The organism is Neoroseomonas terrae, from assembly GCF_018129025.1.
GTDB lineage: Bacteria > Pseudomonadota > Alphaproteobacteria > Acetobacterales > Acetobacteraceae > Neoroseomonas > Neoroseomonas terrae.
Genome location: NZ_JAAEDI010000028.1, coordinates 53996 through 79563, shown reverse-complemented (window position 1 = coordinate 79563; position 25568 = coordinate 53996). Strand labels below are relative to the sequence as shown.

26 protein-coding genes are annotated in these 25568 nt (G+C 71.0%); 16 read left to right on the top strand and 10 right to left on the bottom strand.

Translation table 11 applies throughout. The features are described 5' to 3' along the window. From GXW78_RS22595 to GXW78_RS22565, 7 genes are all read left to right on the top strand, one after another. Window positions 1-378, top strand: a 378-nt coding sequence (locus tag GXW78_RS22595) for a TonB family protein (protein WP_211871164.1), incomplete at its 5' end; no start/stop codon positions are given. A 260-nt stretch (window positions 379-638) separates the two neighbouring features. Next, window positions 639-1226 (top strand): TetR/AcrR family transcriptional regulator, encoded by a 588-nt coding sequence (locus tag GXW78_RS22590; RefSeq protein ID WP_211871163.1) that lies wholly within the window; start codon window positions 639-641, stop codon window positions 1224-1226. Continuing rightward, window positions 1223-2263 carry an HlyD family efflux transporter periplasmic adaptor subunit gene (locus tag GXW78_RS22585; RefSeq protein WP_211871162.1) on the top strand — a complete coding sequence of 347 codons (1041 nt, stop codon included), beginning with the start codon at window positions 1223-1225 and terminating at the stop codon, window positions 2261-2263. Before GXW78_RS22590 ends, GXW78_RS22585 begins: the two co-directional genes overlap by 4 nt. Next, window positions 2260-3522 (top strand): ABC transporter permease DevC, encoded by a 1263-nt coding sequence (gene devC, locus GXW78_RS22580; RefSeq protein WP_246522538.1) that lies wholly within the window; start codon window positions 2260-2262, stop codon window positions 3520-3522. Before GXW78_RS22585 ends, devC begins: the two co-directional genes overlap by 4 nt. Further along, window positions 3522-4205 (top strand): ATP-binding cassette domain-containing protein, encoded by a 684-nt coding sequence (locus GXW78_RS22575; RefSeq protein WP_211871161.1) that lies wholly within the window; start codon window positions 3522-3524, stop codon window positions 4203-4205. The genes devC and GXW78_RS22575 overlap by 1 nt, the downstream gene beginning before the upstream one ends. A 109-nt stretch (window positions 4206-4314) precedes the next feature. After that, window positions 4315-5802: an SLC13 family permease gene (locus GXW78_RS22570; RefSeq protein ID WP_211871160.1), complete on the top strand. Its 1488-nt coding sequence runs from the start codon at window positions 4315-4317 to the stop codon at window positions 5800-5802. Between the two features lies 1 nt (window position 5803). Then, window positions 5804-6745 (top strand): lactate/malate family dehydrogenase, encoded by a 942-nt coding sequence (locus tag GXW78_RS22565; RefSeq protein WP_211871159.1) that lies wholly within the window; start codon window positions 5804-5806, stop codon window positions 6743-6745. Window positions 6746-6845: 100 nt separating this feature from the next. Here the strand turns inward: GXW78_RS22565 and GXW78_RS22560 are convergent, their stop codons facing one another. Then, window positions 6846-7598, bottom strand: a complete 753-nt coding sequence (locus GXW78_RS22560) for an SDR family NAD(P)-dependent oxidoreductase (RefSeq protein WP_211871158.1) — start codon at window positions 7596-7598, stop codon at window positions 6846-6848. Between the two features lie 486 nt (window positions 7599-8084). Between GXW78_RS22560 and GXW78_RS22555 the strand changes: the two genes are divergently transcribed. Next, the gene (locus tag GXW78_RS22555; protein ID WP_211871157.1) at window positions 8085-9122 is read left to right on the top strand and encodes an amino acid ABC transporter substrate-binding protein; all 1038 of its coding nucleotides are present in this window, start codon (window positions 8085-8087) and stop codon (window positions 9120-9122) included. A 70-nt stretch (window positions 9123-9192) separates the two neighbouring features. Here GXW78_RS22555 and GXW78_RS22550 read toward each other — a convergent pair whose 3' ends face one another. The 3 genes from GXW78_RS22550 to gloB are packed head-to-tail and all read right to left on the bottom strand — an operon-like array spanning window position 9193 to window position 11007. Further along, window positions 9193-9657, bottom strand: a complete 465-nt coding sequence (locus GXW78_RS22550; protein WP_211871156.1) for a cupin domain-containing protein — start codon at window positions 9655-9657, stop codon at window positions 9193-9195. After that, complete coding sequence (locus GXW78_RS22545) at window positions 9657-10256, bottom strand: glutathione S-transferase N-terminal domain-containing protein (protein WP_211871155.1); 600 nt, start codon at window positions 10254-10256, stop codon at window positions 9657-9659. The genes GXW78_RS22550 and GXW78_RS22545 overlap by 1 nt, the downstream gene beginning before the upstream one ends. Window positions 10257-10281: 25 nt before the next feature. After that, the gene (gene gloB / locus GXW78_RS22540) at window positions 10282-11007 is read right to left on the bottom strand and encodes a hydroxyacylglutathione hydrolase (RefSeq protein ID WP_211871154.1); all 726 of its coding nucleotides are present in this window, start codon (window positions 11005-11007) and stop codon (window positions 10282-10284) included. Window positions 11008-11073: 66 nt separating this feature from the next. Between gloB and GXW78_RS22535 the strand changes: the two genes are divergently transcribed. Then, window positions 11074-11766: a class I SAM-dependent methyltransferase gene (locus tag GXW78_RS22535; protein ID WP_211871153.1), complete on the top strand. Its 693-nt coding sequence runs from the start codon at window positions 11074-11076 to the stop codon at window positions 11764-11766. A gap of 91 nt (window positions 11767-11857) precedes the next feature. Beyond that, a complete protein-coding gene (locus GXW78_RS22530) occupies window positions 11858-12244 on the top strand; it encodes a histidine triad nucleotide-binding protein (protein WP_211871152.1) in 387 nt (128 codons plus the stop codon). A 51-nt stretch (window positions 12245-12295) separates the two neighbouring features. Here GXW78_RS22530 and GXW78_RS22525 read toward each other — a convergent pair whose 3' ends face one another. Further along, window positions 12296-13366 carry a class I SAM-dependent methyltransferase gene (locus GXW78_RS22525; protein ID WP_211871151.1) on the bottom strand — a complete coding sequence of 357 codons (1071 nt, stop codon included), beginning with the start codon at window positions 13364-13366 and terminating at the stop codon, window positions 12296-12298. A gap of 365 nt (window positions 13367-13731) precedes the next feature. Then, complete coding sequence (gene rsmI, locus GXW78_RS22520; protein WP_211871150.1) at window positions 13732-14577, bottom strand: 16S rRNA (cytidine(1402)-2'-O)-methyltransferase; 846 nt, start codon at window positions 14575-14577, stop codon at window positions 13732-13734. Window positions 14578-14663: 86 nt separating this feature from the next. Here rsmI and GXW78_RS22515 point away from each other — a divergent pair, with 86 nt between their 5' ends. Both GXW78_RS22515 and GXW78_RS22510 read left to right on the top strand, forming a co-directional pair. Further along, the gene (locus GXW78_RS22515) at window positions 14664-15770 is read left to right on the top strand and encodes a penicillin-binding protein activator (protein ID WP_211871149.1); all 1107 of its coding nucleotides are present in this window, start codon (window positions 14664-14666) and stop codon (window positions 15768-15770) included. 18 nt (window positions 15771-15788) lie between these two features. Further along, a complete protein-coding gene (locus GXW78_RS22510) occupies window positions 15789-17174 on the top strand; it encodes an ATP-binding protein (RefSeq protein WP_211871148.1) in 1386 nt (461 codons plus the stop codon). A 70-nt stretch (window positions 17175-17244) separates the two neighbouring features. Here GXW78_RS22510 and trpS read toward each other — a convergent pair whose 3' ends face one another. From trpS to GXW78_RS22495, 3 genes are all read right to left on the bottom strand, one after another. Continuing rightward, window positions 17245-18243: a tryptophan--tRNA ligase gene (gene trpS / locus GXW78_RS22505; RefSeq protein WP_211871147.1), complete on the bottom strand. Its 999-nt coding sequence runs from the start codon at window positions 18241-18243 to the stop codon at window positions 17245-17247. Between the two features lie 67 nt (window positions 18244-18310). Then, window positions 18311-18934: a hypothetical protein gene (locus GXW78_RS22500; protein WP_211871146.1), complete on the bottom strand. Its 624-nt coding sequence runs from the start codon at window positions 18932-18934 to the stop codon at window positions 18311-18313. Window positions 18935-19147: 213 nt separating this feature from the next. Then, the gene (locus GXW78_RS22495) at window positions 19148-19819 is read right to left on the bottom strand and encodes a YggS family pyridoxal phosphate-dependent enzyme (RefSeq protein ID WP_211871145.1); all 672 of its coding nucleotides are present in this window, start codon (window positions 19817-19819) and stop codon (window positions 19148-19150) included. A gap of 46 nt (window positions 19820-19865) precedes the next feature. On the opposite strand from GXW78_RS22495, the gene GXW78_RS22490 reads away from it, so the two are divergent. The 4 genes from GXW78_RS22490 to GXW78_RS22475 all read left to right on the top strand — a co-directional run bounded on the left by GXW78_RS22490 (window position 19866) and on the right by GXW78_RS22475 (window position 25190). Then, window positions 19866-20510 (top strand): thiamine phosphate synthase, encoded by a 645-nt coding sequence (locus GXW78_RS22490; RefSeq protein WP_246522537.1) that lies wholly within the window; start codon window positions 19866-19868, stop codon window positions 20508-20510. 173 nt (window positions 20511-20683) lie between these two features. Continuing rightward, the gene (locus GXW78_RS22485; RefSeq protein WP_211871144.1) at window positions 20684-22162 is read left to right on the top strand and encodes a porin; all 1479 of its coding nucleotides are present in this window, start codon (window positions 20684-20686) and stop codon (window positions 22160-22162) included. A 106-nt stretch (window positions 22163-22268) separates the two neighbouring features. Beyond that, on the top strand, window positions 22269-24557 hold the full coding sequence (locus GXW78_RS22480) for a tetratricopeptide repeat protein (protein WP_211871143.1): 2289 nt from the start codon (window positions 22269-22271) through the stop codon (window positions 24555-24557). Window positions 24558-24626: 69 nt separating this feature from the next. Next, window positions 24627-25190 carry a DUF3576 domain-containing protein gene (locus tag GXW78_RS22475; protein WP_211871142.1) on the top strand — a complete coding sequence of 188 codons (564 nt, stop codon included), beginning with the start codon at window positions 24627-24629 and terminating at the stop codon, window positions 25188-25190. A 9-nt stretch (window positions 25191-25199) separates the two neighbouring features. Here GXW78_RS22475 and GXW78_RS22470 read toward each other — a convergent pair whose 3' ends face one another. Further along, on the bottom strand, window positions 25200-25562 hold the full coding sequence (locus GXW78_RS22470; RefSeq protein ID WP_211871141.1) for a hypothetical protein: 363 nt from the start codon (window positions 25560-25562) through the stop codon (window positions 25200-25202). Window positions 25563-25568: the final 6 nt, after the last annotated feature.

The window sequence follows — 25568 nt, the reverse complement described above, 5'->3', positions numbered from 1 at the left end:
GTCCAGCCGCGCCCGGTGACGCCCGCGCCGACCGCCGCCGAGCCGTCTCCGGCCCCCCCGACGGCACCGGCGGCGCCCGCCCGGGCAGCTCGGCCGCCGCCGTCCTACCTGCAGGCGGTCGCAGCGGCGCTGGAACGGCAGAAGCGGTACCCGGAAGCGGCGCGGGCACGCCGCGCCGCCGGCGTTGCCGTGCTGCAGTTCACCGTGCTGCGGAACGGCACGATCGCGAGCTGGCGCATCGAGCGCCGGACCGGCGATGCAGATCTGGACAACGCGGTCGAGATCATGATCCAGCGTGCGCGCCTTCCCCCCATGCCATCGAGCATGGAGGTGGACACCCTGGTCATCACGGTGCCGGTGCGGTTCGAGGTGCGGTAGGAGCCGGCCGGGGCGTTGTCCCGGCCGATTGTCGTTCTGCTCCCGCACCCTGCGCGGCTCCGCGTCGGCGGCCTTGCGATGCTGTCCGTGCCGCCGCCCGCCGGTTCGGCGCCGCAACACCCGCCGGGAGCTGTTTCGGATACCGGCCGGTGCGGCGGCTCCGCAGCAACGGCAGTCGCGTGAAGGCGTTCCCCCCATCGATACGGCCTCACGGGAACTATACCGTCCGGACGGTTGAATGAACCGTCCGGACGGTATAGATGACCGCAGCGATGGACAGCACCGTTTCCACCCCCGCCGACGCCCGCACCCGCATCCTCGATGCCGTGGAAACGCTCGTCGTTCGGAAGGGCGTCACCGGATTGACCCTTGAGGCCGCGGCCCGCGAGGCTAGGGTCTCCAAGGGCGGCCTGCTCTATCATTTCGGATCCAAGGAAGCGCTGCTGAGCGGGGTCATGCAGCGCTTGGCCGAGACGGTGACGCGCGATTACGAGGACGGCGTCGCGCTGCAGCCCGAAGGTCGCGGCCGCGCCGCGCGCGCGCAACTCGCCTGGGCCTTCGGGGAGGCGGATTGCTCCCCGGGCCAGGACAAGAACGACCGCATGGCCGCGGTCTGCCTCGCCGCCTTCCACCACGATCCCGTCCTGCTCGACCCGCTGCGCGCGGTGATCGAGCGGATGAAGGCCGACCTGATCGCCGACGACATCCCCCACGGCATCGCCATGGTGGTCAAGACGGCGACGGACGGCCTGTTCATGGCGCATCTGTTCGGCATGTACCGTCCGGCCGAGGCGGACATCCTGGCGCTGCGCGCCACCCTCCATTCCCTGCTGGAGCAACGGCCGTGACCCGTCGCGGACGCATCCTGGCCGGCATCGCCGCGCTGGCGATCGCCGCCGGCGGCTACGCCGTCTTCGCCCGTAGCGAGGCCACGCGCCCCGCGCCGACCGTTGCCGCCGCGCCGGCAGGCCCCGTCGGCGTCGGCGCCCTCGGGCGCGTGGAGCCGGCCTCCCGCATCCGCCGCCTGACGCAGCCCGGCGGCATGGCGGTGACGCGGCTCGACCGGCTCCTGGTGGCCGAGGGCGACACGGTCGCGGCAGGCCAGCTCCTCGCCGAATTCGCGGATGCGCCGCAGAAGGATGCGTCGGTCGCCCAGGCCGAGGCGTCGGTCGCCGAGCAGCGCGCGAATCTCGAGCGCATCCGGGCCGCCGGCCGCCCGACGGAAATCGAATCCCAGCGCGCCCGCGTCGCCGCGCTGAAGGCGCAGGAGGAACTTGCGCTGCGGGAGGCGGAGCGGTCCGATCGCCTGGTGCCGACCGGCGCCGGTGCCGTCGCCCAGGCCGACCGCAACCGCGCCGCCGCCGTCCGCCTGACAGCCGAACGCCGTCAGGCCGAGGCCGATCTCGACAGCCTGCTGTCCTCCCGGCCGGAGGATATCGCGCTGGCCGAGGCCCGCCTCGCCGCCGCCGAGGCCGCGCTGACCAAGGCGCAGGCGGATGCCGAGCTTTCCCGCGTCCGTGCTCCCTTCGCCGGCACCATCCTGCGCATCATCGCGCGCCCCGGCGACCAGGTCGGCAACGACGGTCTGCTCGAGATTGGCGACCTGACGCGCATGGACATCGTCGCCGACGTCTATGAGACCGACCTGCCGCGGCTGCGCGAGGGTGCCACTGCCGAGGTCGTCGTCCCCGGGGAATCCCGCCGCTTCACCGCGACGGTGCGCGAGATCGGCTGGACCGTGCGCCGCCAGACGCAGGCGAACACCGACCCCGTCGCGGCGGTGGACAGCCGCACCGTCGAGGTCCGCCTTGCTCTGGATGAGGCGGGGTCCGAGGCGCTTCGGCGGCGGTCCAACATGCAGGTGCAGGTGGCGATCCGGCCATGAACGCGGTGACCAAATCCTCCCTGCTGCCGTGGGCGCCGGAGAACACCGGCGAGAGTCCGCAGGCCGCCGCGCCGCGCGCGGCGTCGCCAGGGCCGATGGCCATGCTGTGGCTGCCGGCGCGGCTTGCGTGGCGGCAGCTTCGCGCGGAGCGGGCGCGGCTGCTCTCCGCCATGGCCGGCGTGATGTTCGCCGCGCTGCTGGTGTTCATGCAGCTTGGCTTCCGATCCGCCCTGTTCGACAGCGCGACGCAGCTCCTCGCCTCGATGGAGGCCGAGGTCTTCCTGATGAGCCCGATGACGGTGGCAAGCTTCCGCCCCGAGCCCATCCCGCGCATCCGCGCGCACCAGGCGCTCGCGCTGCCCGAGGTGACGCAGGCCGTGCCCGTCTACATGACGCAGGCGACATGGCGGAACCCGGAGGACGGGTCGCGCCGCATGATCCAGATGATCGGCTTCGACGTGGAAGCCGGGGCGATGCAGTTCCGCGGCATGGACCCGCTGGTGCCCGCGCTGCGCCGCATCGACACCGTGGCCTTCGACACGCTTTCGCGGCCGGAATTCGGCGACGTGCAGCGCATCTTCAACGAGCAGGGGCCATTCGAGGTGCAGGTCGGCAACCGCATGGTCGAGATCGTCGGCCTCGTCACCATTGGCCCGTCCTTCGGCGCGGACGGCAATCTGGTGATGAGCGAGGTGAATTTCCGCCGCATGGTGCCAGTGCGGCACGCGTCCAACACGGACATCGTCGCCATCCGGCTGCGGCCCGGCACCGACATCGCCGCGACCCAGGCGCGGCTGCGCGAGATCCTGCCGGCCGATGTGATGGTGCTGAACCACGCCGAGCTGGTCGCGCATGAGCGCAAATACTGGGAAACCGCGACGCCGATCGGCTTCATCTTCGCCTTCGGCTCCGTCATGGGGCTGATCGTCGGGATGGTGATCGTCTACCAGATCCTGTTCTCGGACATCGCCAACCACCTGCGCGAATACGCGACGCTGAAGGCAATCGGCTATTCCAACTTCTACCTCGCCCGTGTGGTGATGGCGGCGGCGCTGATCCTTGCCGTGCTCGGCTTCGTGCCGGGGGCGGCGCTGTCCACCTGGCTCTACGGCGTGGTGGCGGATGCGACCTTCCTGCCGCTGACCATGACCGCCGAGCGCGCCGCCATGGTCTTCGCGCTGATCTTCGGCATGTGTGCCGCCGCCGGCCTGCTGGCGATGCGCAAGCTGCGGGACGCCAACCCGGCGGACATGTTCTGATGGACCCCATCAGCATCGATAAGCTGAACTTCCACTACGGCGAGGGCGAGCTGCGCCGCCGCGTGCTGCGCGATGTCTCGCTGACCGTCCATGCTGGCGAGGTCGTGCTGCTGACCGGCCCGTCCGGTTCCGGCAAGACGACGCTGCTGACGCTGATCGGCGCGCTGCGCGGCATGCAGGACGGATCCTGCCGGGTCCTCGGACACGAGCTGATGGGCGCAAGCGAACGCGCGCGCGTCGCATTGCGCCAATCCATCGGCTTCATCTTCCAGAACCACAACCTGCTCGGCTTCCTGACCGCGCGGCAGAATGTCGCGATGAGCCTGGAGCTGGACGCGGCACTGTCGGAGGCGGAGCGGCTGCGGCGCGCTGGGGAGATGCTCGCTGCCGTCGGCCTGTCGGGGCATGAGGACAAGCCGCCCTCCAAGCTGTCCGGCGGTCAGCGCCAGCGCGTGGCCATTGCCCGTGCCCTGGTCGGCAACCCCGGCCTGGTCCTGGCTGACGAGCCGACTGCGGCGCTCGACAAGGTCTCGGGCGGGGAAGTGGTGCAGCAGCTCCGCAGCCTCGCCAAATCCCGCGGCACGCCCATCCTGATGGTGACGCACGATCCACGCATTCTCGATATCGCCGACCGAATCGTGACGATGGAGGATGGGCGCGTGGTCGAGACGGTCACGGCCTGAGGCGGCGGTCGCGCGCAGGGACCCTGGTCCTTCGGCTTCGAGCCAAATTCGAGACAGACGCGCCGCGCCACGCCATCATGTGGCGAAACCCGCCAGGGATCGCCGCGCCATGAGCCTCACCTTCATCTCGCCGGCCGAGCCGGAATCCAACCGGAAGCTGGCCTACCTCGGTCTTGCCATCCTGCTTTACGTCGGCGTGCTGCTGCTGCCGACACCCGCTGGGCTCACCGCGTCGGGGCAGGTCGCGCTTGGCCTGCTCGTCCTTGTCATCGCGCTTTGGATCAGCGAATGCGTCTCCCCCGCCAACAGCGCCATCGTGCTGACGGGGGCGGCGGTGCTGGGGCTGATGGGGCATCCGCTGCAGGAAGGCGGGCCGCCGCTGAGTTCCACCGGCGCGCTGACCACCATGTTGACCGGCTTCTCCTCCACTGCCGTGCTGCTGGTGGCCGCCGCGCTGTTCCTGGCGGTCGCGCTGAAGCTCACGGGGTTGGATCGCCGCGTCGCCCTGCTGGTGATGAGCAAGGTCGGCATCTCTCCCTCCCGCCTCATCCTCGGCGCCATGCTGGTGGGCTTCGTCCTGGCGCTGTTCATCCCGTCCGCCACCGCCCGTGTCGGCGCTGTCATCCCGATCATGGTCGGCATCGTCGCCGCCCTGGGGCTGCCGATCACCAGCAGCCTCGGTGCCACGCTCATGATCGTCACCGCCGCCGCCTGTTCGATCTTCAACATGGCGATCAAGACCGGCGCGGCGCAGAACCTGATCAGCCTGAACTTCATGCAGCAGGCCTTCGGGCAGGCCGTCACCTGGGGCGGGTGGTTCATCACCGCGCTGCCCTTTACCATCGGCATGTGCGTGGTGCTGTATTTCGCCGCGCTGCTGATGCTGCGCCCGCAGGTGCCGGGCAAGGCGGAAGCCGAGGCGCGGCTTGGCGAGGAACTGTCGAAGCTCGGACCCGTCACGCCGGCCGAGATGCGCCTGATGGCCGTCGCCGTGCTGCTGCTGGTGATGTGGTCCACCGAAGGCTCGCTGCATCCCTTCGACACGGCCACCGTCACCCAGATCGGCATCGCGCTGCTGCTGATGCCGCGCATCGGGGTGATGCACTGGGCCCAGGCGGAGAAGCTGGTGCCCTGGGGCACCATCATCCTGTTCGCCGCGGGCATATCGCTCGGGACGCTGATGGCGACGACGGGGGCGGCCGCCTGGCTCGCGCAGGTCACGCTTGGCCAGCTCGGCCTCGGTGCGCTGCCTGTGTTCGTGGTGGTGGGCGCGCTGTCGCTGTTCAGCATCGTGCTGCATCTCGGCTTCGCCTCGGCGACCGGCCTCGCCAGCACGCTGATCCCCATCATGATCGCCTTCGCGCAGACCCTCCCGGTCAGCCCGCAGACCGCCTTCGGCATCGTGCTGATCCAGAGCTTCGTCGTGTCCTTCGGCTTCATCCTGCCGACCAACGCGCCGCAGAACATGCTGTGCTACGGAACGGGCGCGTTCAACGTCGCGCAGTTCGCCAAGGTCGGCGTCGTCGTCACCGTCGCCGGGCTGGCCCTGATCGTGCTGCTTTCTGCGACACTCTGGCCGATGATGGGAGTGCTGTGACATGGCGGGTAGGGTGGGCATCGTCGGGGCCGGGCTGGTCGGCGCGGCTGCCGGGTACCTTCTCGCCCTGACATCCGGCGTGCGGGAGGTCGTGCTGACCGACATCGACACCGCCCGCGCGGTGAGCGAGGCTGCCGACATCGCGCATGCCGCCGCCTTCGCCTCCACCGCCCAGATCGGCCCCGGGAGCTACCAGGACCTCGCCGGTGCCGATGTCGTTGTCATCACCGCGGGGGCCAGCCTCAAGCCCGGGCAGACGCGGCTCGACCTGCTGGCGACCAATGCGCGGATCGTCAGCGATATCATCGAGCGTGTGCTGGCCGTGGCCCCGGATACGGTGCTGCTGTTCGCCACCAACCCGGTGGATGTGATGCCGGCGCTGGCGGTGCGGCGCTTCGGGGTGCCGCCAGGGCGCGCGATCGGCACCGGCTGCGCGCTCGACTCTGCCCGCTTCCGCGACCGACTGGCGCGGCAGTTCGGCGTCGCGCCGCAATCCATGCACGCCTATGTCCTCGGCGAGCACGGCGATTCCGAGGTGCTGCACTGGTCCGGCGTGCATGTGGCCGGCATGAAGCTGGCGCAGTTTGCCGAACAGCTCGGCGCGCCGCTGACGCCCGAGCTGCAGGCAACGATCGCGAAGGAGGTCCGCACCTCCGCCTATCGGATCAAGGAAGGGAAGGGTGTCTCGAACTTCGGCATCGGCGGATGCATCGCCCGGCTGACCCAGGCGCTGGTCAATGGCGAACAGACGGTCTTCACCGTCTCGACCGTCATGGACCATGTGCTGGGGGTGCCGGACACCTGCATCTCGCTGCCGCATCTGTTGGGCGCGCGCGGTGCGTCGGCACCGATGATGCCGCCGTTGGATGAGGCAGAGACGGAGGCGCTGCGGCACAGCGCCGAGGTGATCCGGGAGGCTATCGCGGTCGCGCTGGCCGGCTAGAGCTTTTTTCACTGACGCTGGAGCGACGCCCGTCCGCACCCCTGCTGTCGTTGGGGGGCCGGGTGGCGGTGCGTGCGGCACCGTCTGATCGAAGAATGCTTCAGTTGCTGCCGGCGTCCACCACGAAATGCTGCGCCGTCACCATCGCGCTGTCGTCGGCCGCGAGCCACAGCACCATGCGCGCAATGTCGTCCGGCAGCAGCCGGCCCTTGAGGCATTGGTTGGCCTGGCTGCGTGCCTCGGATTCCGGCGTGACCCACAGCGAGAGCTGCCGCTCCGTATAGACCCAGCCGGGCACCACTTCGTTCACCCGGATGCGGTCGGGGCCAAGGTCGCGCGCCAGCCCCCGCGTCAGCCCCCGCACCGCAGCCTTCGCCGTCGTGTAGGCCGGCATGCCGCCGGTGCGGTTCATCCAGGATACGGAACCGAGATTGATGATCGACCCGCCGCCGGCGCGCCGCATCATCGGCACCACGGCCTGGATGCAGAAGAACTGGTGGCGCAGGTTGGTCGCCATGCGTTCGTCCCAGTAGTCGGGCTCCACCGCTTCGAACCCGTGGCGATCGTCGCGCGCGGCGTTGTTCACCAGCACCGTAATGTCGCCGAGCTGCCGGCCGGCATCGGCCACCGCCGCCCGCAGCGCGTCGATGTCCCGCAGGTCGCAGCGGATGAACAGCGCGCCGGTCTCGGCCGCGACCTTCTCGCCATTGGGGGCATCGAAATCGAGAAAGGCGACATGCGCCCCCTGCGCCGCGAAGCGCCCCACCGTCACCGCCCCGATGCCGCCGGCGCCGCCGGTCAGCAGCACGGTGCGGCCGGCAAGGCTTGGATACTGGGCGAAGCGATCGGTCATGGCGTTTCTCCGAGGCGTGCGGCGGATACGGCCGATACCGCACCGTCGCGGCGCGCATCGGCAGGGGGGAAGGACACCTTACCTGGCGAGGCGTTCGCCGCGGTCAAACGATCCGATGGAGTTTGCGAGTCCGAGGCAGCCCGATCGGAATCGTCCACGATAATACTTTCAGGAACGCCCATGGTTGCGCGGCCTGCGCTGCGGCGACATCCTGCCTCGGCCCATCGCTGAAGCTCCATCCGGGCGCTCCGACCATACCCTGGGCCGAACCTGCCGGGCCCGATGCGCAGCGTGAGAGTCGGCTGCGGCGACGGGCTCCTCCTCCTTCCTGCCGATGCGCTGGGCACCCCTGCCCGGAAATGTGCCGCACCGTGCAGTTCCGGTCTTCGCCCTGGCGTTTTGCCGTTGATGACGTCGTTGACATCGTCGTGACACCGCGGCGACCATCGGTCGTCACTGCCAAGCAACGAAAGAGGCTTCACGATCATGGTCAAATGGGGGCTTGCTGCCGCCTTCGCGGCCCTGTGCGCGACGTTTGCCGCACCGGCATCGGCGCAGAACAACATTCCGAGCCCGACGCTCGATGCGGTCCGCGCGCGGGGCATGTTGAATTGCGGCATCCACAACGGCGTGGCGGGCTTCGCGCTGCCCGACAGCCGCGGTGTCGTGCAGGGGCTCGACGTCGATCTCTGCCGCGGTCTCGCTGTCGCGGTCTTCAATGACGCGTCGAAGGTCCGCTTCATCCCGGTTTCCTCCTCGACGCGCTTCACGGCGCTCGGCTCGGGCGAGATCGACGTGCTGTTCCGGACCTCGACGCAGACCATGCTGCGCGACACCACGCTCGGCCTGCGCCACGTGACGACCTACTTCTATGACGGCCACGGCTTCATGGTGCGGGCGAATGCCGGCGTGCAGCGCGTGCGCGACATGGAAGGGGCCACGATCTGCCTGATCCAGGGCACGACGAACGAGCAGGTGACGGCGGATTACTTCCGCTCGGTCAGCGTGCGCTTCCAGCCGGTGGTGTTCGAACGCACGGACCAGGCACAGGCAGCGCTCGTCGCCGGCCGCTGCGACAGCTTCGGCACCGATGCCTCCCAGCTTGCCGGCGTGCGCGCCGCCATGCCGAATCCGCAGGAATGGACCATCCTGTCGGAACGCTTCTCCAAGGAACCCTACGGCGCCTACGTCCGGCGTGGCGACGACAACTGGTTCGACATCGTCCGCTGGTACACCACGGCGGTCATCGAGGCGGAGGAGCAGGGCATCACGCGCGCCAATGCCGAGGAACAGCGGCGCACCAGTGTGAACCCCAACACGCGCCGCCTGTTGGGCGTCACGCCGGAACTCGGCCAATCGCTCAAGCTCGACCCCGCCTGGGCCTACAATGTGATTCGGGCCATCGGGAACTACGGCGAACTGTATGAGCGCACCATGGGCGAGAGCACGCCTGTCGCCCTGCCGCGCGGCCCGAATAACCTCTGGACCAATGGCGGTCTGCTCTACGCCCTGCCGATGCGCTGATAGTCGTTCTGCCTTAGGCGCGCGGCACCGGGCCGAGGCGCCAACGATTGCAAACCCGCGGGGCGGGCGGTCAGTCCGCCCGCTTCCCATCGCCGCTGGGCCGCCAGCCCGGCGGCGCCAATTCGAAGCCCGCGAAGTCGAAGGCCGGCGATACGGTGCAGCCCACTAGCGTCCAGGCCCCCAGCGACGCCGCCGCCTGCCAGCAACCCTTCGGCACCACGGCGAAGGGTTCCTCGCCCCGCCGCAGATCGGGGCCGAGATGCACCGCCCGCACATCGACGCCATCCGGCGACATCGATAGCGCCAGCGGCGCGCCCGCATACCAATGCCACGCCTCCGCCGCGTCGACGCGATGCCAGTGGCTGGTCTCGCCTTCCGCCAGCAGGAAGTAGATCGCCGTCCCGGCGCCGCGCGACCCGTCCCCGGGCGCATCCCGCCAGATCTCGCGGTAATGCCCGCCTTCCGGATGGGGCTTCAACGCCAACGCGGCGATGACATCCACCGCCGCCACCGACGGATCGCGCAGATCCGGCATCAACCGACCGGCACTGTCCGCGCGAGCGGTGGCAACGTCGATGCCTCGGTGAACCAAGCGGCCAGCTTCGGATGCGTCTCGCGCCACGGCTCGCCCACGAAACGGAAATCGAGGTAACCGAGCGCACATCCCACCGCGATGGCGCCGATATCCGCCAGCCCCTTCGGTGGATGCTTCTCGAGCACCTCCAGCGCACGGAATACCGCCGCCTTCTGGCGCGCGTCGAAGGCCTTGCGCCCTTCATCCTGCGGATGCGGCATCGACAGCCTGCGCGCGACGGCGGCATCGAGGATACCGTCCGCCGCCGCATGCATGATCTGCGCGGCCAGCCGCGCCGCGCTGCCGGTCGGCGGGAACAGGGGCGGCGCATCGCCCAGCGTGTCGAGATACTCGCAGATCACCGGGCTGTCGTAGATCGCCGTGCCGTCATCGGCGACCAGCGCCGGCACCTTCGACAGCGGGTTGTCCGCCAGCAGGCCCGGAGGCGAGACATGCGGGTTGGTGTCCACCTTCTCGATGCGACCATCGACGCCGCGCGCGATGGCGCAGGCCATCACCTTCCGGACATAGGGGCTCGCCGGCGAAAAATGCAGCTTCATCCTGGTGTTCCTCCGTCGCGCTGGTTCAGCGGAAATTGTCCTTGGCGCTGCGAATCTGCGCGAGCGTCGCGGCATCCTTCGCCCGCAGGAAGGGGTTCGCCGCCAGCTCCTGCGAGATCGTCGTCGGCACGGTCGGCTTGCCCTCGGCGCGCAGCGCATCGACCTCCTGCGCACGTGCCTTCAGCGCCGCGTTGAGCGGTTCCACCGTCAGGGCGAAGCGCGCATTGCTCTGCGTGTATTCGTGGCCGCAGCAGACCAGCGTCTCCGGCGGCAGCGCGGCCAGCAGCTGCAGGCTGTCGAACATCTCCGCCGCCGTGCCCTCGATCAGCCGGCCGCAGCCGAGCGAGAACAGCGTGTCCCCGCACAGCACGATGCCGCCATCGGCAATGTGATACGCGACATGCCCGCGCGTATGCCCGTCGCTCGCCAGCACCTGGGCCGGCGCGCCGAGGATCTCCGTCGTCTGGCCAGGCTCGACTACGATGTCGAGCGGCGGGAGCCGATGCGCATCCGCCTTCGCCCCCATCACCTTCGACCCGTACCGCGTGACCAGCGCCGGCACCCCGGCGATATGGTCGTCATGGTGGTGCGTCAGCACGATCAGGTCGAGCTTGCCGCCCGCCGCCTCCACCGCCGCGATGACCGGTGCCGCATCCCCCGGGTCGCAGATCGCCAGCCGACCATCGGGCGCGCGCAGCAGCCAGGTGTAGTTGTCCGACAGGCAAGGCAGTCCGGTGACGGTCAGCGCCATGGCAGCGTGCTCCCGAATGGGCGCAGGGGCATCCCACGCCGCGCATCTGTCCTCTATATCCCCCGCATGGGTGGTGAGGTCCACGGGTTCGCCGCGTTCTATGCTTCGCCCGGCGGGGCGATGGCCGCGCGCCTGCTCGCGCAGCGCCTGCGGCTGCTGTGGCCGTCCCTGCGCGGCCAGGCGGTCCTCGGCGTCGGCTACACGGCGCCTTATCTCTCGCTCTGGTCGGACGAGCCTGCCCGCAGCATCGCGCTGTCCACGACCCTGCTCGGCGCCGGCCTCGGACCACCGGCCCCGCTGGTCGCGGAGGAACGGGCGATGCCTTTCCCAGACCTCAGCTTCGACCGCGTCATGCTCGTTCACGGGCTGGAGACCACCGAGAACACGCGCCGCCTGCTCCGTGAGATCTGGCGGGTGCTGAAGGATGACGGCCGGCTGCTCGTGGTCGCTCCCAATCGTCGGGGCCTTTGGGCCCATGCCGAGCACACGCCCTTCGGCCATGGCCAGCCCTATTCCCCGGGCCAGGTGACGCGGCTGCTGGAACGCCACCTGTTCCGCGTCGAGCGGCGCGATTCGGCGCTGTACGTTCCACCCTACGCCCCGTTCCTCCGCGCCGGCGGCCTGTGGGAGGCCACGGGCCGAGCCATCTGGCCGGCGCGGCATGCGGGGCTTGCGATCGTCGATGCGCGGAAGAACCTTCTCGCCGGATCACCGGCCGGGCGGGCAGCCGTGGGGCGGAAGGTAGTGGTGGAGGCGTAGGCAAGCCCCGGTAGCGACCACCCCGACACTCCCTGTCGGGCTTGCGTCGCCGCCGCTGCCGGCGAGGATGCGGTCCCGAAGGAGACCCACCATGTCCGCGACCGGCCTGCCGCCCTATGACGACGCCAACATTTTCGCCCGGATCCTGCGCGGCGAGATCCCGTGCCGGAAGATCCATGAGGACGACCATGCCCTCGCCTTCCACGACATCAACCCGCAGGCGCCGGTGCATGTGCTGGTGATCCCGAAGGGGCAGTACGTTTCGGTCGCCGATTTCAGCGCCAGCGCCACCGATGCCGAGGTCGCGGGCTTCTGGCGGGCCGTGGCCAAGGTCGCGAAGGATCTCGGCCTGGAGCAGAGCGGCTACCGCGTGCTGACCAACATGGGCAGCGATGGCGGGCAGGAAGTCCCGCATTTCCACATCCACATCTTCGGCGGACGGCCGATCGGGCGGATGGTGCCGAAGGCGGCAGGCTGACCGCGACGGCCCCATCGGCGCTGCCGGGCGGCGCCGGTGGGGCGCGTCACGTCACGGACGGGCCTCGAGCACCATGTTGAACGGCGTCTCGGCCGCCACCCGCACGGTGCGGAACCCGCCTTCGCGGATCACCTCCGACAGCCGCCGCGGCCCGGCCTGCGCCCCGAGCCCGGCCTGCCCCGGCTGGTTCAGCGACGCAGGCGTGCAGATCATGGCGGAGGCCGCGTAGTACACCCGCCCGACCGGGTTCAGGTTGTCCGCCAGGCTGTCGTGGGCCATCGGTTCCACGACCATCAGCGTACCGTCCGGCTTCAGCGCCCCGTGCAGGCTGGCCGCCGCGCCCTTCGGGTCGCCCATGTCGTGCAGGCAGTCGAAGCAGCAGGCGAGGTCGAAGGCACGCGCCGGCACCTGCTGCGCGGCGCCGACCTCGAAGGTGACGCGATCCGACAGCCCTTCCCGCGCCGTCTGCTCGCGCGCCGCGGCGACGGAGGCCGGGTGGTAGTCGAAGCCCGTGAAGCGGGACTTCGGATAGGCCCGCGCCATGATCAGCGTCGAGGCCCCGTGGCCGCAGCCGACATCGGCGACGCTCGCCCCTGCCTCGAGCTTGGCCACGACGCCGTCCAGCGCCGGCAGCCAGGACTGCACGAGGTTGTGTTGGTAGGACGGGCGGAAGAAGCGTTCGGTGGCGCAGAACAGGCAATTGTCCCGTTCGTGCCAGCCGAGGCCGCGGCCGCTGCGATACCCCTCCGCGATGCGGGGCTCGTCGCGCCAGGTGCTCGCCGCGATGCCGAAGGCGCCCATCATGTAAACCGGGCTGTCCTCCTCGGCGAAGACCATCGCCTGCTCGGGCGAGAGCGAAAACCGCCCCGATCCCGGATCGAACTGCACATAGCCGCTGCTTGCCTGGGCCGCGAGCCACTCGGCCACCAGGCGCGGCGAGGTGTTGGTGAGGCGCGCGAGGGTGGCGGCATCGAGCGGCCCTGCCTCCTTCAGCGCACGGTAGAAGCCGAGGTGGTCGCCCATCATCACCGTCGCGCCGGCCATGGCGGCGCCGATATCGGCGAGCATCTTCCCGACGAACAGGTCGAGCGCGGCGGGCTCCGCCGATGCAACGGCGCTCATGACCCGGCGCCCGGATGGCGGGGCGGCACGACGACGCCGTCGCGCAGCATCTGCACGTGGTCCTGCATGGTCGTTCTCCCTGTCCCGAGGCTTCGTCCGCGCGCGACGGCGGCAGGGGGGAGAAGCGCGGAACCGGCCGGGGGATTGTCCCGGACCTGCCGACAGCCGTCGCGTGGCGGCGAGCCTACGCGGTCCCGCTTCGCGACGGTATCAATCTAAACATGAAACAAACTGCACCGGGTATCCGAGGCCGCCATTTGCGGCCGCTGGCCCCTACCCGCCCTGTCCCCGGGCGACACGAGCGGATCTCCGAACCGCCTGGCTTCGCCGGGCAGCACCTGCCCCGCGCGCGCCGGGAACTCGCATCAACCGGCGTCATCCGGCGCGCCGAGTTCCAGCGCCCGCCGGTAGACGTCCCGCCGCTTCAGCCCTGTCGCCTCGGCGACGCTCGCCGCCGCGTCGCGCAGGCTGAGCCCGGCACCCATCGCAGCGCGCAGCCGGGCGTCCAATTCCTCCGCCCCGGCGGCTTCCTCCGCCTCGGCAGGGCCGACCACGATGCAGATCTCCCCGCGCGCCGCCGCCGCCGCGTAGTGCGCCGCGAGCGTGCCGAGCGTGCCGCGTCGCACCTCCTCGAACCGCTTGGTCAATTCGCGCGCCACGGTGGCGGGACGGTCGGCGCCGAGACCTTCCGCCATCGCAGCCAACGCCTCGCCGAGCCGGTGCGGCGCTTCGTAGAAGATGAGGGTCGCCGAGAGGCCCGCCCGCTCCACCCCGCGCAGGCGCGCAAGCTCGGCCTGGCGCGGGCCGCCCCGGGCCGGCAGGAAGCCCAGGAACAGGAACGGGTGCGGCGGCAGGCCCGACAGCGACAGCGCCGTCACCGCCGCATTCGGACCCGGCACCGCCGAGATCGAGACGCCCGCCTCGATCGCCGCGCGCACCAGACGGAAGCCGGGGTCGCTGACCAGCGGCGTTCCGGCATCGGAAACGAGCACGAAGCGTTCACCGGACTTCATGCGTTCGACCAGGCGAGGGGCTTGCGCCGCCTCATTGTGATCGTGCAAGGGGATCATGGTCGCCGCGACGCCCTGCCGCGCGAGCAGGCCGCCGGTGACCCTGCTGTCCTCGCACAGCACCGCGTCGGCGTCCCTGATCGCGGCCAGGGCGCGCGGAGACAGGTCGCCGAGGTTGCCGATCGGCGTCGCGACGAGCACAAGAGACGGCCGACCAGCCGGATCAGTGGGAGGATCCTCGTACCGTGTCCCTTCTGTCTCGCCTTCGCCTCCCACGCCGTGCCTCCGTGCCCGTCCTGGCCGCCCTTGTGGCCCTGGCGGGCTGCGGGCAGCAAGCCACCTCGGTCGCCTCCCGCCAGCCGCTCCAGGAACCGGTGCGGTCGCGCATCGCCCTGCTGCTGCCGCTGACGGGGCCGCAGGCGCCACTCGGCGCGTCCATGCAGCAGGCTGCCGAGCTCGCCCTTTTCGAGCGCGGCAACCGCGCGGTCGACTTCCTGCCGATGGACACCGGCGGAACGACCTCCGGCGCGGCCGCCGCGGCGCGGCAGGCCTCCACGGCCGGGGCGCGGATCATCGTCGGGCCGCTGACGGCCTCGGAAACCTCCGCGGCCTCCGGCCCCGCGCGCGCGGCGCGCATTCCGATCATTGCCTTCACCAACGACGCCGCGCAGGCCGGCCCCGGCGTGTGGACGCTCGGCGTGACGCCGGCGCAGCAGGTGCGCCGGGTCATGGGCGCGGCGCAGGGGCAGGGCGCGCGGCGCTTCGGCCTCGTCGCGCCCGACGACGCCTTCGGCCGCGCCCTGGCCGCCGCCATGCGGGCGGAAGCCTCCACCTGGGGTCTGACCGACCCGGTGATCGTGCTGCACGGCGCCCGCGCCAGCGCCGGCTCGGTGGCGCAGGACCTCGCTGCCCGTTCGCAGGGCGGGCTGGACGCGGTGATGATCGGCAGCACCGGCTCCGCAGCGCGCAGCATCGCCGCCGCGCTTGGCCCGGCCGGCTTCTCCGAGCCGTCACCGCGCATCCTCGGCCACGCTCTATGGGGGCAGGACGCCGGCATGGGCCAGGAGGTCGCGCTGCAGGGCGCGTTGTTCGCCGCGCCGGACCCGAGCAGCCGCGCCCGTTTCGACGCCCGCTACGAAGGGGCCTTCGGGCAGCGGCCGCCGCGGCTGGCCGGCATCGCCTACGACGCGGCCGGCGTCGCCGCGCGCGTGGTGCTGACCCCGCGCGGACAGATGGGACCGAATACGGGCGAGGTGTTCGACGGCGTGGATGGCCCGATCCGGCTGCAACCCGATGGTGGCGTGCAGCGCGGCCTCGCCGTGTTCTCGATCGAAGCGTCGGGCGAGCCGCGCATGGTCGAATCCGCTCCGCAGCCGGGCGGCGCCGGCTCCTGACGGCCGGCTTGCCTCGCCATGGCCGGTGAGCGGGCGAAGTCCGGCGCCTGGCTGCGGGCTTCCGCCGTCATTGCCGCGGTGCCCGTGGTTTCGCTGCTGATACTGATGGCCGCCGGCGCGCTGTCGCCGGGGCCGGGGCTTGTCGCGCTCATCGCGACGCTCGGATCATCCGCGCTGACGGCGCGGATCTGGCTCGACAACCTCGCGCGCCTCGCGGCGCGTATTCGCGCCTCCGCCGCCGGTGGGGGCGTGCCGGATCTACCGGATACGCCGCTATTGCCCTCGGTGCAGGCCGTGGCGGACGGCGTCACCCGGCTGGCGCGCAGCCTGGCCGAGCGCGGTGCGCAGGTGGAACAGCTCCGTCGCGCCGATGCGGCGATCATCGAGGCGCTGCCCGACCCGTTGCTCGTGCTTTCCGCCGACCGCTATCCGCTGCGGGCCAATCGCGCGGCGCGGGACACGCTGGGTGCGCCGCAGGGGTCCGGTAGTGCGCCGGCTGACATGGCCGTGCTGCTGCGCCACCCGGCAGTGGCCGAGGCGCTCGATCGCGCCATGGCGACGGGCCGTCCGGCCATCGCCGACCTCGCCTTGCCGGTGCCGATGCCCCGCGACCTCGTCGCGCAGGCGATCCCGCTCGACCCGCCGCTGGCCGATGGCGGGCGGATCCTGGTGCTGTTGTCTGACCGCACGCGGGAACGTGCGGTGGAACGAACCCGGGCGGACTTCGTCGCCAATGCGAGCCACGAGCTGCGCACGCCGCTCGCCAGCCTGATCGGCTTCATCGAGACGCTGCGCGGGCCCGCCGCCGATGACCCCGCGGCCCAGCAGCGCTTCCTGCAGATCATGGCGGAGCAGGCCGACCGCATGCGGCGCCTGATCGACGACCTGCTCGGCCTGTCACGCATCGAGGTGTCGGAGCACCAGGCGCCATCGGGCAGCGCAGATGCCGCAGCGATGGCGCGCTCGGAAGCCGAGGCCCTGGCGCCGATCCTCGCCGCGCGCAAGGCGCATCTGGTGCTCGACCTGCCGGCCGAGGCGGTCGCCGAGCCCGCCGATGCCGACCAGATCGGCCAGGTGATGCGGAACCTGCTCGACAACGCGATCCGCCACGGGCGGTCGGGCGGGGAGGTCCGGCTGACGGTGGCCGCGGCGCCGGGTCGGGACGGCCGCGGCGGCATCGGCATCGCGGTCTCGGACGACGGGCCGGGCATCCCGCGGGAGCACATTCCGCGGCTGACCGAGCGCTTCTACCGCGTGGACAAGGGCCGGTCGCGCAGTGCGGGCGGCACCGGACTTGGACTCGCGATCGTGAAGCACATCGTCAACCGCCACCGCGGGACGCTCGCGATCGAGAGCGAGGAAGGCGTCGGCACGACCTTCCGGGTGTGGTTGCCGGGGCGCTGAGGCGCCGCTCGGCAGGAAGCGCGCCGTCAGGCGCGTTCCCGAACGAGGCGTGCCGCCCGCGGCAACGCCGTCAGCGCGGCAGGAACCCCACGATCTCCCGCGCCTTCTCCAGGATCGGCTCAGCGACCGCGCCCGCCCGTTCGGCGCCGAGCCGCAGCGCGGCGTCGAGCGATGCCGGATCCTCCAGCAGCCGCTTCAGCTCCGCCTGGATCGGCGCCAGATGCGCGACCAGCGCATCGGTCAGCGTGTTCTTGAACGCGCCGAAGCCCTGGCCGGCATGCTCGCGCAGCAGGTTCTCCGGCAGCGTGCCGGTAACGGCGGCCAGGATGCCGACGAGGTTGCGCGCCTCGGGCCGCGCCTCCAGCCCGGCCAGGTGGTCGGGCAGTGGCTCCGGGTCGGTCTTCGCGCGCCTGATCTTCTGCGCGATGTCGTCAGGCGAGTCGTTGAGGTTGATGCGCGACTGGTCCGACGGATCGGACTTCGACATTTTCTTCGTGCCGTCGCGCAGCGACATCACGCGCGCGGCCACGCCCTGGATCAGCGGGTCGATGTGCGGGAAGAAGTCCACGCCGTAGTCGTGGTTGAACTTCTCGGCGATGTCGTTGGCCAGCTCCAGGTGCTGCTTCTGATCCTCACCGACAGGCACCTTGGTCGCGTGGTAGACCAGGATGTCGGCGGCCATCAGGTTCGGATAGACATAGAGTCCGGAGGACGCCGCCTCCCGGTCCTTGCCGGCCTTGTCCTTGAACTGCGTCATGCGGTTCAGCCAGCCCAGCCGCGCGATGCAGTTGAAGATCCAGGCGAGCTCGGCATGCGCGCGGACGTGAGACTGCACGAACAGCGTGCAGCGCTGCGGATCGAGGCCGCAGGCGATCAGCGTGGCCGCCATCTCCCGCGTCTGGCGGCGCAGGTCGGCGGGGTCCTGCCAGACGGTGATCGCATGCAGGTCGACGACGCAGTAGATCGCCTCATGCGTCTCCTGCAGCGGCACCCAGTTGCGGATGGCGCCGAGATAGTTGCCGAGGGTGGGCACGCCCGAAGGCTGGATGCCGGAGAAGACGCGGCTCATGGAAGGGTGCCTCCGGGGGCGGGCGGGAAGAAGGGGTCGCGGTCTTTCCCCCCTCGGCCCCATGGCGTCAAGCGCGCGGGGCCGTGCCGCCCGCCGCCTCCAGCAGGGCGCGGATGTGGCCGGCCGGGATGCCGACCTCGATGAAGGACGCGCTGCCCGAGATGCGCAGCCGGATGGGCGCATTGGCTTCCACCGCCTGTCGCAGCATCTCGGGCGGGAACGTCAGCATCAGCGTCTCGACGAAGACGCAGCCGGCCGCGGCGGCGCAATCTCGCTCCCGGCTCATCGTCCGTACCGGCACGGTGTCGCCCTGGCGCGTGGTCGCGCGGCTGAAGCCAGCCTGCCCCCGTGCATTGCTGACGACGACCAGGGCGCGATAGGCGATCGACCCGTCGGCACGTTGGCGTTCCGCGCCCAGGCTGGTGACGATCATCGGCAGGCTGGCGGGCGAGCCGGTCTGGAGGCGTGGCGACACGGCATAGAGGATGGTCGGGCTGCCCGGATTGTCCTGGACCTGTACCGCCGCAGGCCGCGCGGCCGCGACGCCGCGGCCCAGGCTTCGCGCATCGAGATTCGCGTCCGGTGCCAGGCTCTGAACGGCAGCGGCGTTCTGGCCGGGCGCCGGGGCACCGCAGCCGGCGACGGCGGCCAGCAGCGGAAGGGCGGCGAGCGCCCGCAGGAGATGCTTCATGGGGTGTTCCATCCTTGCACCTGTTGCGACAGGGCTGTTCAAACCACCGACCTGAATCAGGCGATGGCCCTTCGGCACGATGCTGTGCATCGGGCCGGGAGCGCAGAGCGCGACCGCGCCCGGACCATCACCCGCGTCCAGCGCAACGGTGCGGGGCGCGGAAGCCAAGCATGCGAATGCATTCGCCGGCGTCCGAGGCATGCAAACGCTCGCTCACCGTCGGCCGAAGATGGCGGTGCCGACGCGCACATGGGTGGCCCCCTCGGCGATCGCCGCTTCGAAATCGCCGCTCATGCCCATCGAGACGACGGCCAGGCCGTGCCGATCGGCGAGGTTGCGCAGATAGGCGAAATGCGGTCGCGGATCGCCCTCGGCGGGGGGAATGCACATCAGCCCGGCCACGGGCAGGCCATGTTCCTCGCGCGCGGCGCGGATGAAGGCGTCGGCTTCATCGCGCGACACGCCGGATTTCTGGGTCTCGTCGCCGGTGTTCACCTGCACGAGGCAGTCCGGCCGCCGGTCTTCCCGGGCCATGGCCGCGGCAATGGCGGCGGCAAGCTTCGGCCGGTCGACGCTCTCGATCACGTCGGCGACAGCCACCGCGTCGCGCGCCTTGTTGGTCTGCAGCCCGCCGATGATGTGCAGGCGCAGGGCGGGGTGGCTGGCGCGCAGGTCGGGGAACTTGGCCTGCGCCTCCTGCACGCGGTTCTCGCCGAACACCGTCTGGCCGGCCGCCAGCGCGGTGAGGACGGACTCCGCCGGATGGGTCTTGGAGACCGCAACGAGGGTGACGGCAGCGGGATCGCGGTTGGCGCGGATGGCGGCCTCGGCGATCCTGGCGCGGATGGTCGCCAGGTTGGCGGCGATGTCGATGGCGTCGGACATGGGATGACAAGGCTAAGGCAGATCGGCGCGGACCGGAATCCGTCCCATGGATGATGCGGCGCGAATGGCAGCGCAAGCGAGGCGGCTGGCGCCGGGCCTTCGGCATGGCCGACCGCTGCCCGCACTGTGGCTGGTGACGGACCCCCTGCGGCTGCCCGACCCGTTGCCCGCGGCCCGGCGGCTGCCACGCGGGTCCGGGGTGCTGGCGCGCAGCGTCGAGGCGGGGGTACTCCGGCGGCTCTCGTCGCTGGCGCGACGGCGGAGGCTCGTGCTGCTGGTGGCTGGAGATGGGCGGAGCGCGCTGGCCGCCGGCGCGGGGCTTCACCTGCCCGACCGGCGGATGACGCGCGGCCTGCTACCTTTCCTGCGCGCGCGGCGGGCCGGCGCGCCGCACGCGCTGCTGACGGTCGCGGCCCATGGCGGGGCGGCGGCGGCGGCCCGGACCCGCCGGCTGCGGCCGGACCTCGCCTTCCTGTCACCGATCTTCGCGACGCGCAGCCATCCCGGCGCGACAGCGCTGGGCCCCCTGCGCTGGATGGCACTGGCACGCCGGCTCGGCGTTCCCGCAGCCGCCCTCGGCGGCGTATCGGCGGCGACGGCTCCACGGGTGCCGCGGCGTGCCGCGGGTCTTGCGGCGATCGACGGGCTTGCGCCACAGGCTGTGGCGCACCCGCCACAGTGTCTCAGCTAAGTCGCGGCGGCCCCGACTGGGCGGTTGCCGCGCGGCGCCGCGGCGGGACATAGTTCGCATAGGCCACGACGCCGCCCTTCTGCCTGAATTGGCCGAATGCGGCGGCGGACCTTGTCCGGGGGGGCAGGGCGGCCGTCGGAACTGCCGGCTAGCCGGCGATGAGGAGGACTAGAATGCGCAAGATTCTGCTGGGGACGACCGCCGTTGTCGGCGCCGCCCTGCTGGCGCCGGGGGCTTTCGCCCAGACGACGTTCGGCGGCGGTGGTGCCATCGGCCAGGGTGTGACGGTTCCCACCGCTCCCGGCACCGTCGGCGTCGCGCCGGAGCCGCTGAACGTCGGCCGCCAGGCGCCGGCGACCCCGGTGGTCGTGCCCCCGACCCCGGCGATGTCCGGTGCCGGTGGCCTGAGCATCCGGCTCGGCGGCTACTTCGCCTTCGCCGCCGGCGCGGTCCAGGACGACTGGGACCGCGGCCGCAGCCGCAACACCGTGCCCGCGAACGGCACCAACGCAGCGCGCGCCCGTTCGCGGTATGACTTCCGCAACGACGCCGAGCTGAACGTCTTCGTGGACGGCCGCACCAACAACGGCCTGACCTACGGTGCGGTGTTCGAGCTCCAGATGGACAACGTGGTCGCCACCGCGGGTGACGGCACGACGGTGTCCTTCGACGAGCTGTACGGCTACATCGGCATCGACGGCTTCGGCACCTTCCGCTTCGGTCAGGAAGACAGCGCCGCCTCGCTGCTGCAGGTCCGCGCTCCGGCCTCCCAGGCCCTCGGCGGCGACGCCGAGTGGGACGAGTTCATCGTCCAGACCGGCCTGGCTGACAGCGTCCCGTACATCATGTCGGGCATCAACGACGGCAACGACGCGACGAAGATCATCTACCTGTCGCCGCAGTTCGCCGGCTTCGACTTCGGCATGTCGTACTCGCCGAACCGGAACGAGGGTGAGCGCACCAACATCGAGGGCAACACCTCGCAGGCGCAGCGCGACCGCACGGGCCTCGAGAACGAGCTGTCCGCCGCGATCCGCTACCGCGGCACGTTCGGCCCGGTGGGCGTGAACGCCGGCTTCGGTGCCCAGTTCGCCAGCCCGCCGCTGCTGAACGGCAACGGCACGGCGATCGGCATCCGCGCGCAGAACGTGTCCGCCTACACCGCCGGCCTCGTGCTGACGGGCTATGGCTTCTCGGTCGGCGGCGAATACACCTGGGGTGAGTATCGCGGTTCGGCCCCGGCCGGTTCCGCGGTCAACGCCGGTGTGGACGGCGCGAAGCACTATCTGCTTGGCGCGACCTACACGATGGGTCCGCTGGTGTTCGGCGCGGTGTTCGGCCAGGGCTGGCAGGGCAACGGTGCGTGCACCATCGGTCCCGCGAACACCAGCTGCGGTGTCGGCACGGCCGGCACGATCCGCAACCTGGATGACCGCCAGCAGACCCTGTGGGGCGTCGGCGTCGCCTACAACCTGGCGCCGGGCCTGGTGCTCTACGGCCTGTACAACAACATCAACGACGAGAACGTGCCGACTTCGGCGCCGACCAACGCCCGCTACACGGGCGGCGCCGGCACCAACCTGGCCTCGTTCAACGGCAGCAACACCCGCACGATCAACGTCGCCGTGGCGGGCATTCGCGTCGCCTTCTGATCCTTCGGGATCGAAGCAGCGGGGGCGGCAGGGGAAACCCTGCCGCCCTTCGTCTTTCAGGGGCCGGCCGCAGCGGGTCCGTCGTTCCGCGGGAAGGAAGCCGGCCATGGCCGCCGCCGATCTGAACCACTGCATCGCCCTGCATCAGGCTGGCCGGCTTGACGATGCCATCGCCTGCTACCGCCGCGCGTTGCCGCGGGACCGTGGCGGCGTTCAGGTCAACCGACTGCTCGGTATCGCACTTGCCGCCGCCGGCGATGCCGCCTCCGCCCTGCCGCACCTGCACACCGCACTGGTCGGCGCGCCGCGCGATCCCGCGCTGCTGAACGACGTGGGCAACGTGCAGCGCGCACTGGGCCGCCAGCCGGAGGCTGTCGACAGTTTCCGGCGCGCGATCCAGGCTGGCCCGGCCTTCGCCTTCGCCCATTTCAACCTGGCTGACGCGTTGCTGGAGATGGGCCGCCACGCCGAGGCGCTGGAGGTCTTCCGCACCATCCTGCTGCGCCGCTTCGACGGCATGGATGCCGATTTCCACAACAACCTAGGCATCTGCCTGATGGCACTCGGCCGCGCGGAGGAGGCGCTGACCGCCTTCCATGCGGCGCTCAAGGCCGACCCGGCCCACGCCGCGGCCGCGGCCCATGCTGGCGCCGCCCTGCAGCAGGTGGGCCGCCACCGGGATTCGGTCGAATTCCTGCGCGGCCGGGCAGGCCGCCACGGCGTCACCATCCAGATCCTGACCACGCTGGGCCAGGGTCTGCTGAACCTCAACGACAACGCCCCGGCCCTCGAGGTCTTTGACGAGGTGCTGCGCCGCGAGCCCGAACTGGAACGTGGCCTGACCGGTCAGGCGCTCGCGCTGAGCAGCCTTGGGCGCGATGCCGCCGCGATCGAGGCCATCGACCGCGCCGCCGCGCTCTACCCCGCCTCCCGCAGCGTCCAGCTCATCAGCGGCAACATCCGGCTCGGCGCCAAGGACCCCGAAGGCGCTGTCGCCGCCTTCGCCCGCGCCGCCGCCCTGCCGGCCGGGCGGTCCCCCGATGCGGCGCTGCCCATGCTGCTGTTCAACCGGTTGCGGCTGTGTGACTGGACCGACTTTGCGACCACCCGCGACGCCGTGCTGGCCGGCGCCGCCGAGGGCAGCCTTCGCCTGCCACCGTTCGAGGCGCTGTGCATCGCCGACGATCCCGCCCTGCATCTGCGCTGCGCAGGCCTTCATGCCCGGGAGAATCAACCTACCCGCCGCGCGGCCCTGCCCGCGCCGCCCGATGGCGGCCGCATCCGCATCGGCTATGTCAGCGGCGAGCTGCGGGAACACGCCGTTGGCCATCTGATGGCCCGGTTGCTGGAACTGCATGACCGCGACGCCTTCGAGGTGCATGCGATCTCACTTGGCCGGCTGACCGGGGATTCGGTGGAGGCCCGGCTGCGGGCGGCGGTGGAGAACTTCCACGATTGTTCCTCCATGCCCGATGCCGCAGCCATCGCGCATGTCCGCGGGCTGGGCCTCGATATCGCCGTCAACCTCAACGGCTATACGGGGAATTCGCGCACCGCCCTGTTCTCCCACGGCATTGCGCCGGTACAGGCGGTCTTCCTCGGCTATCCGGGAACGATGGGCGCGCCCTTCATGGACTACGTCATCGCCGACGCGGCCACCGTGCCAGAGGGCGCGGACCGCTTCTACGCCGAGAAGGTTGTCCGCCTGCCCGGCTGCTTCATGCCGACAGACGACCAGCGGGAGGTCACGATCGCCGGCCTGACCCGCACGCAGTTCGGCCTGCCCGAGGACGGCATCGTCTTCTGCTGCTTCAACAACACCCACAAAATCCTGCCCGAGGCCTTCGACGGCCTGATGCGCATCCTCGCCGCGACGCCAGGTTCGGTGCTGTGGCTGCGGGAGGAAAGCGCGGCCGCCACGCGGAACCTGAAGCAGGCCGCCGCGGACCGCGCCATCGATCCGGCGCGGCTGATCATGGCCGGCCGGGTGGACCATGCCGACCATCTCGGCCGCCACGCGCTGGCGGACCTGTTCCTCGATACGCTGCCCTACAATGCCCACACCACGGCCTGCGACGCGCTCGGCGCCGGGCTGCCGGTGCTGACGCGGGCCGGCGAGGCCTTCGCCGGCCGCGTCGCCGCCAGCCTGCTGCGCGCGGTCGGCCTGCCCGAGCTGATCGCCGACAGCGCGGCAGCCTTCGAGGCGCGCGCCATCGCCCTCGCCGCCGACCGGCCGGCGCTTACCGCCATCCGCGCGCGCCTCGATGCTGCGCTGCCGAGCTGCACCCTTTTCGACACCCCCCGCTACACGCGCAATCTAGAAGCCGCCTTCCGCGTCATGCGCGATCGGCACCGCGCTGGGGCGCCGCCGGAAGCATTCGCCGTGCCCGTGTAATACGGTGTGAAGCGTTTCGGCCGCCTTCGCCTTTTCAGCGCCACCGTTCCGGCGCTACAAGACGGCCCCATGACCCGTGCCACCCTCCGCTGGCGTCGTTCCGCGCCCCTGTTCAGCGCCCTTGCCGTCGTCGTTCTGGTCGGCGCCTGCGGCGACGATGAAGTCCGCAATGTCGGCCGGGACGAATATACTTCCCAGTCTGGCCGCGACCGCGTGCGCGGCCGCATCACAGGGCAGGATGACGGGCTCGTGCTGTTCGGCACCTCACGAAGCCGGCCGGAAGACAGCGGAGCCGGCGGCGGGGGCGCCGGGCTCGGGGTCAACGCCTATCTGTGGCGCGCGACGCTCGACACGCTTTCCTTCATGCCGCTGGCCTCGGCTGACCCCTTCGGCGGGGTGATCATCACGGACTGGTACTCGCCCCCTGGCACCACGAGCGAGCGCTTCAAGGCGACGGCCTATGTGATGGGCCGGACGCTGCGGTCGGACGGCGTGCGCGTTTCGATGTTCCGCCAGGTCCGGCAGGGCAGCACCTGGATCGATGCTCCGGTAACGCCGGCGACTGCTGCGGAGCTCGAGGACCGGGTCCTCGCCCGCGCGCGGGAACTGCGCAGCCAGACCGCGGGCGGCTGACGCCAGGGATCAGCCGACTCCAACGACGCGGTAGGCGTACCCGACTCCGTCCGGCTCGCTGACCGACACGTAGCTCCCGGGCCGCAGCGCATCCGCGCCGGCCTGGAACCGCGTCTCAGGCGCGTCGGGGCTGTCGGCCGTGGCGTGGTAGAAGCGAATCGACCACCCGTTATCCGCGTCGAACTGTACATCGCCTGTGCTTGGCGGCGTATCCGGCGCGATGCGCCGCGCCCGCCATGGCGTCGGGTCCGCCTCCCACGCTGCGGCGTCCGGCCGCCCGGCACCGTCGAGCGCCAGCTCAATCTCGTAGCGGTGGTCCGGACTCCCCCTCGGGAAGCCGGGACCGGCAGCCAGGGCGAGAAGAACCGTCACCGTCGC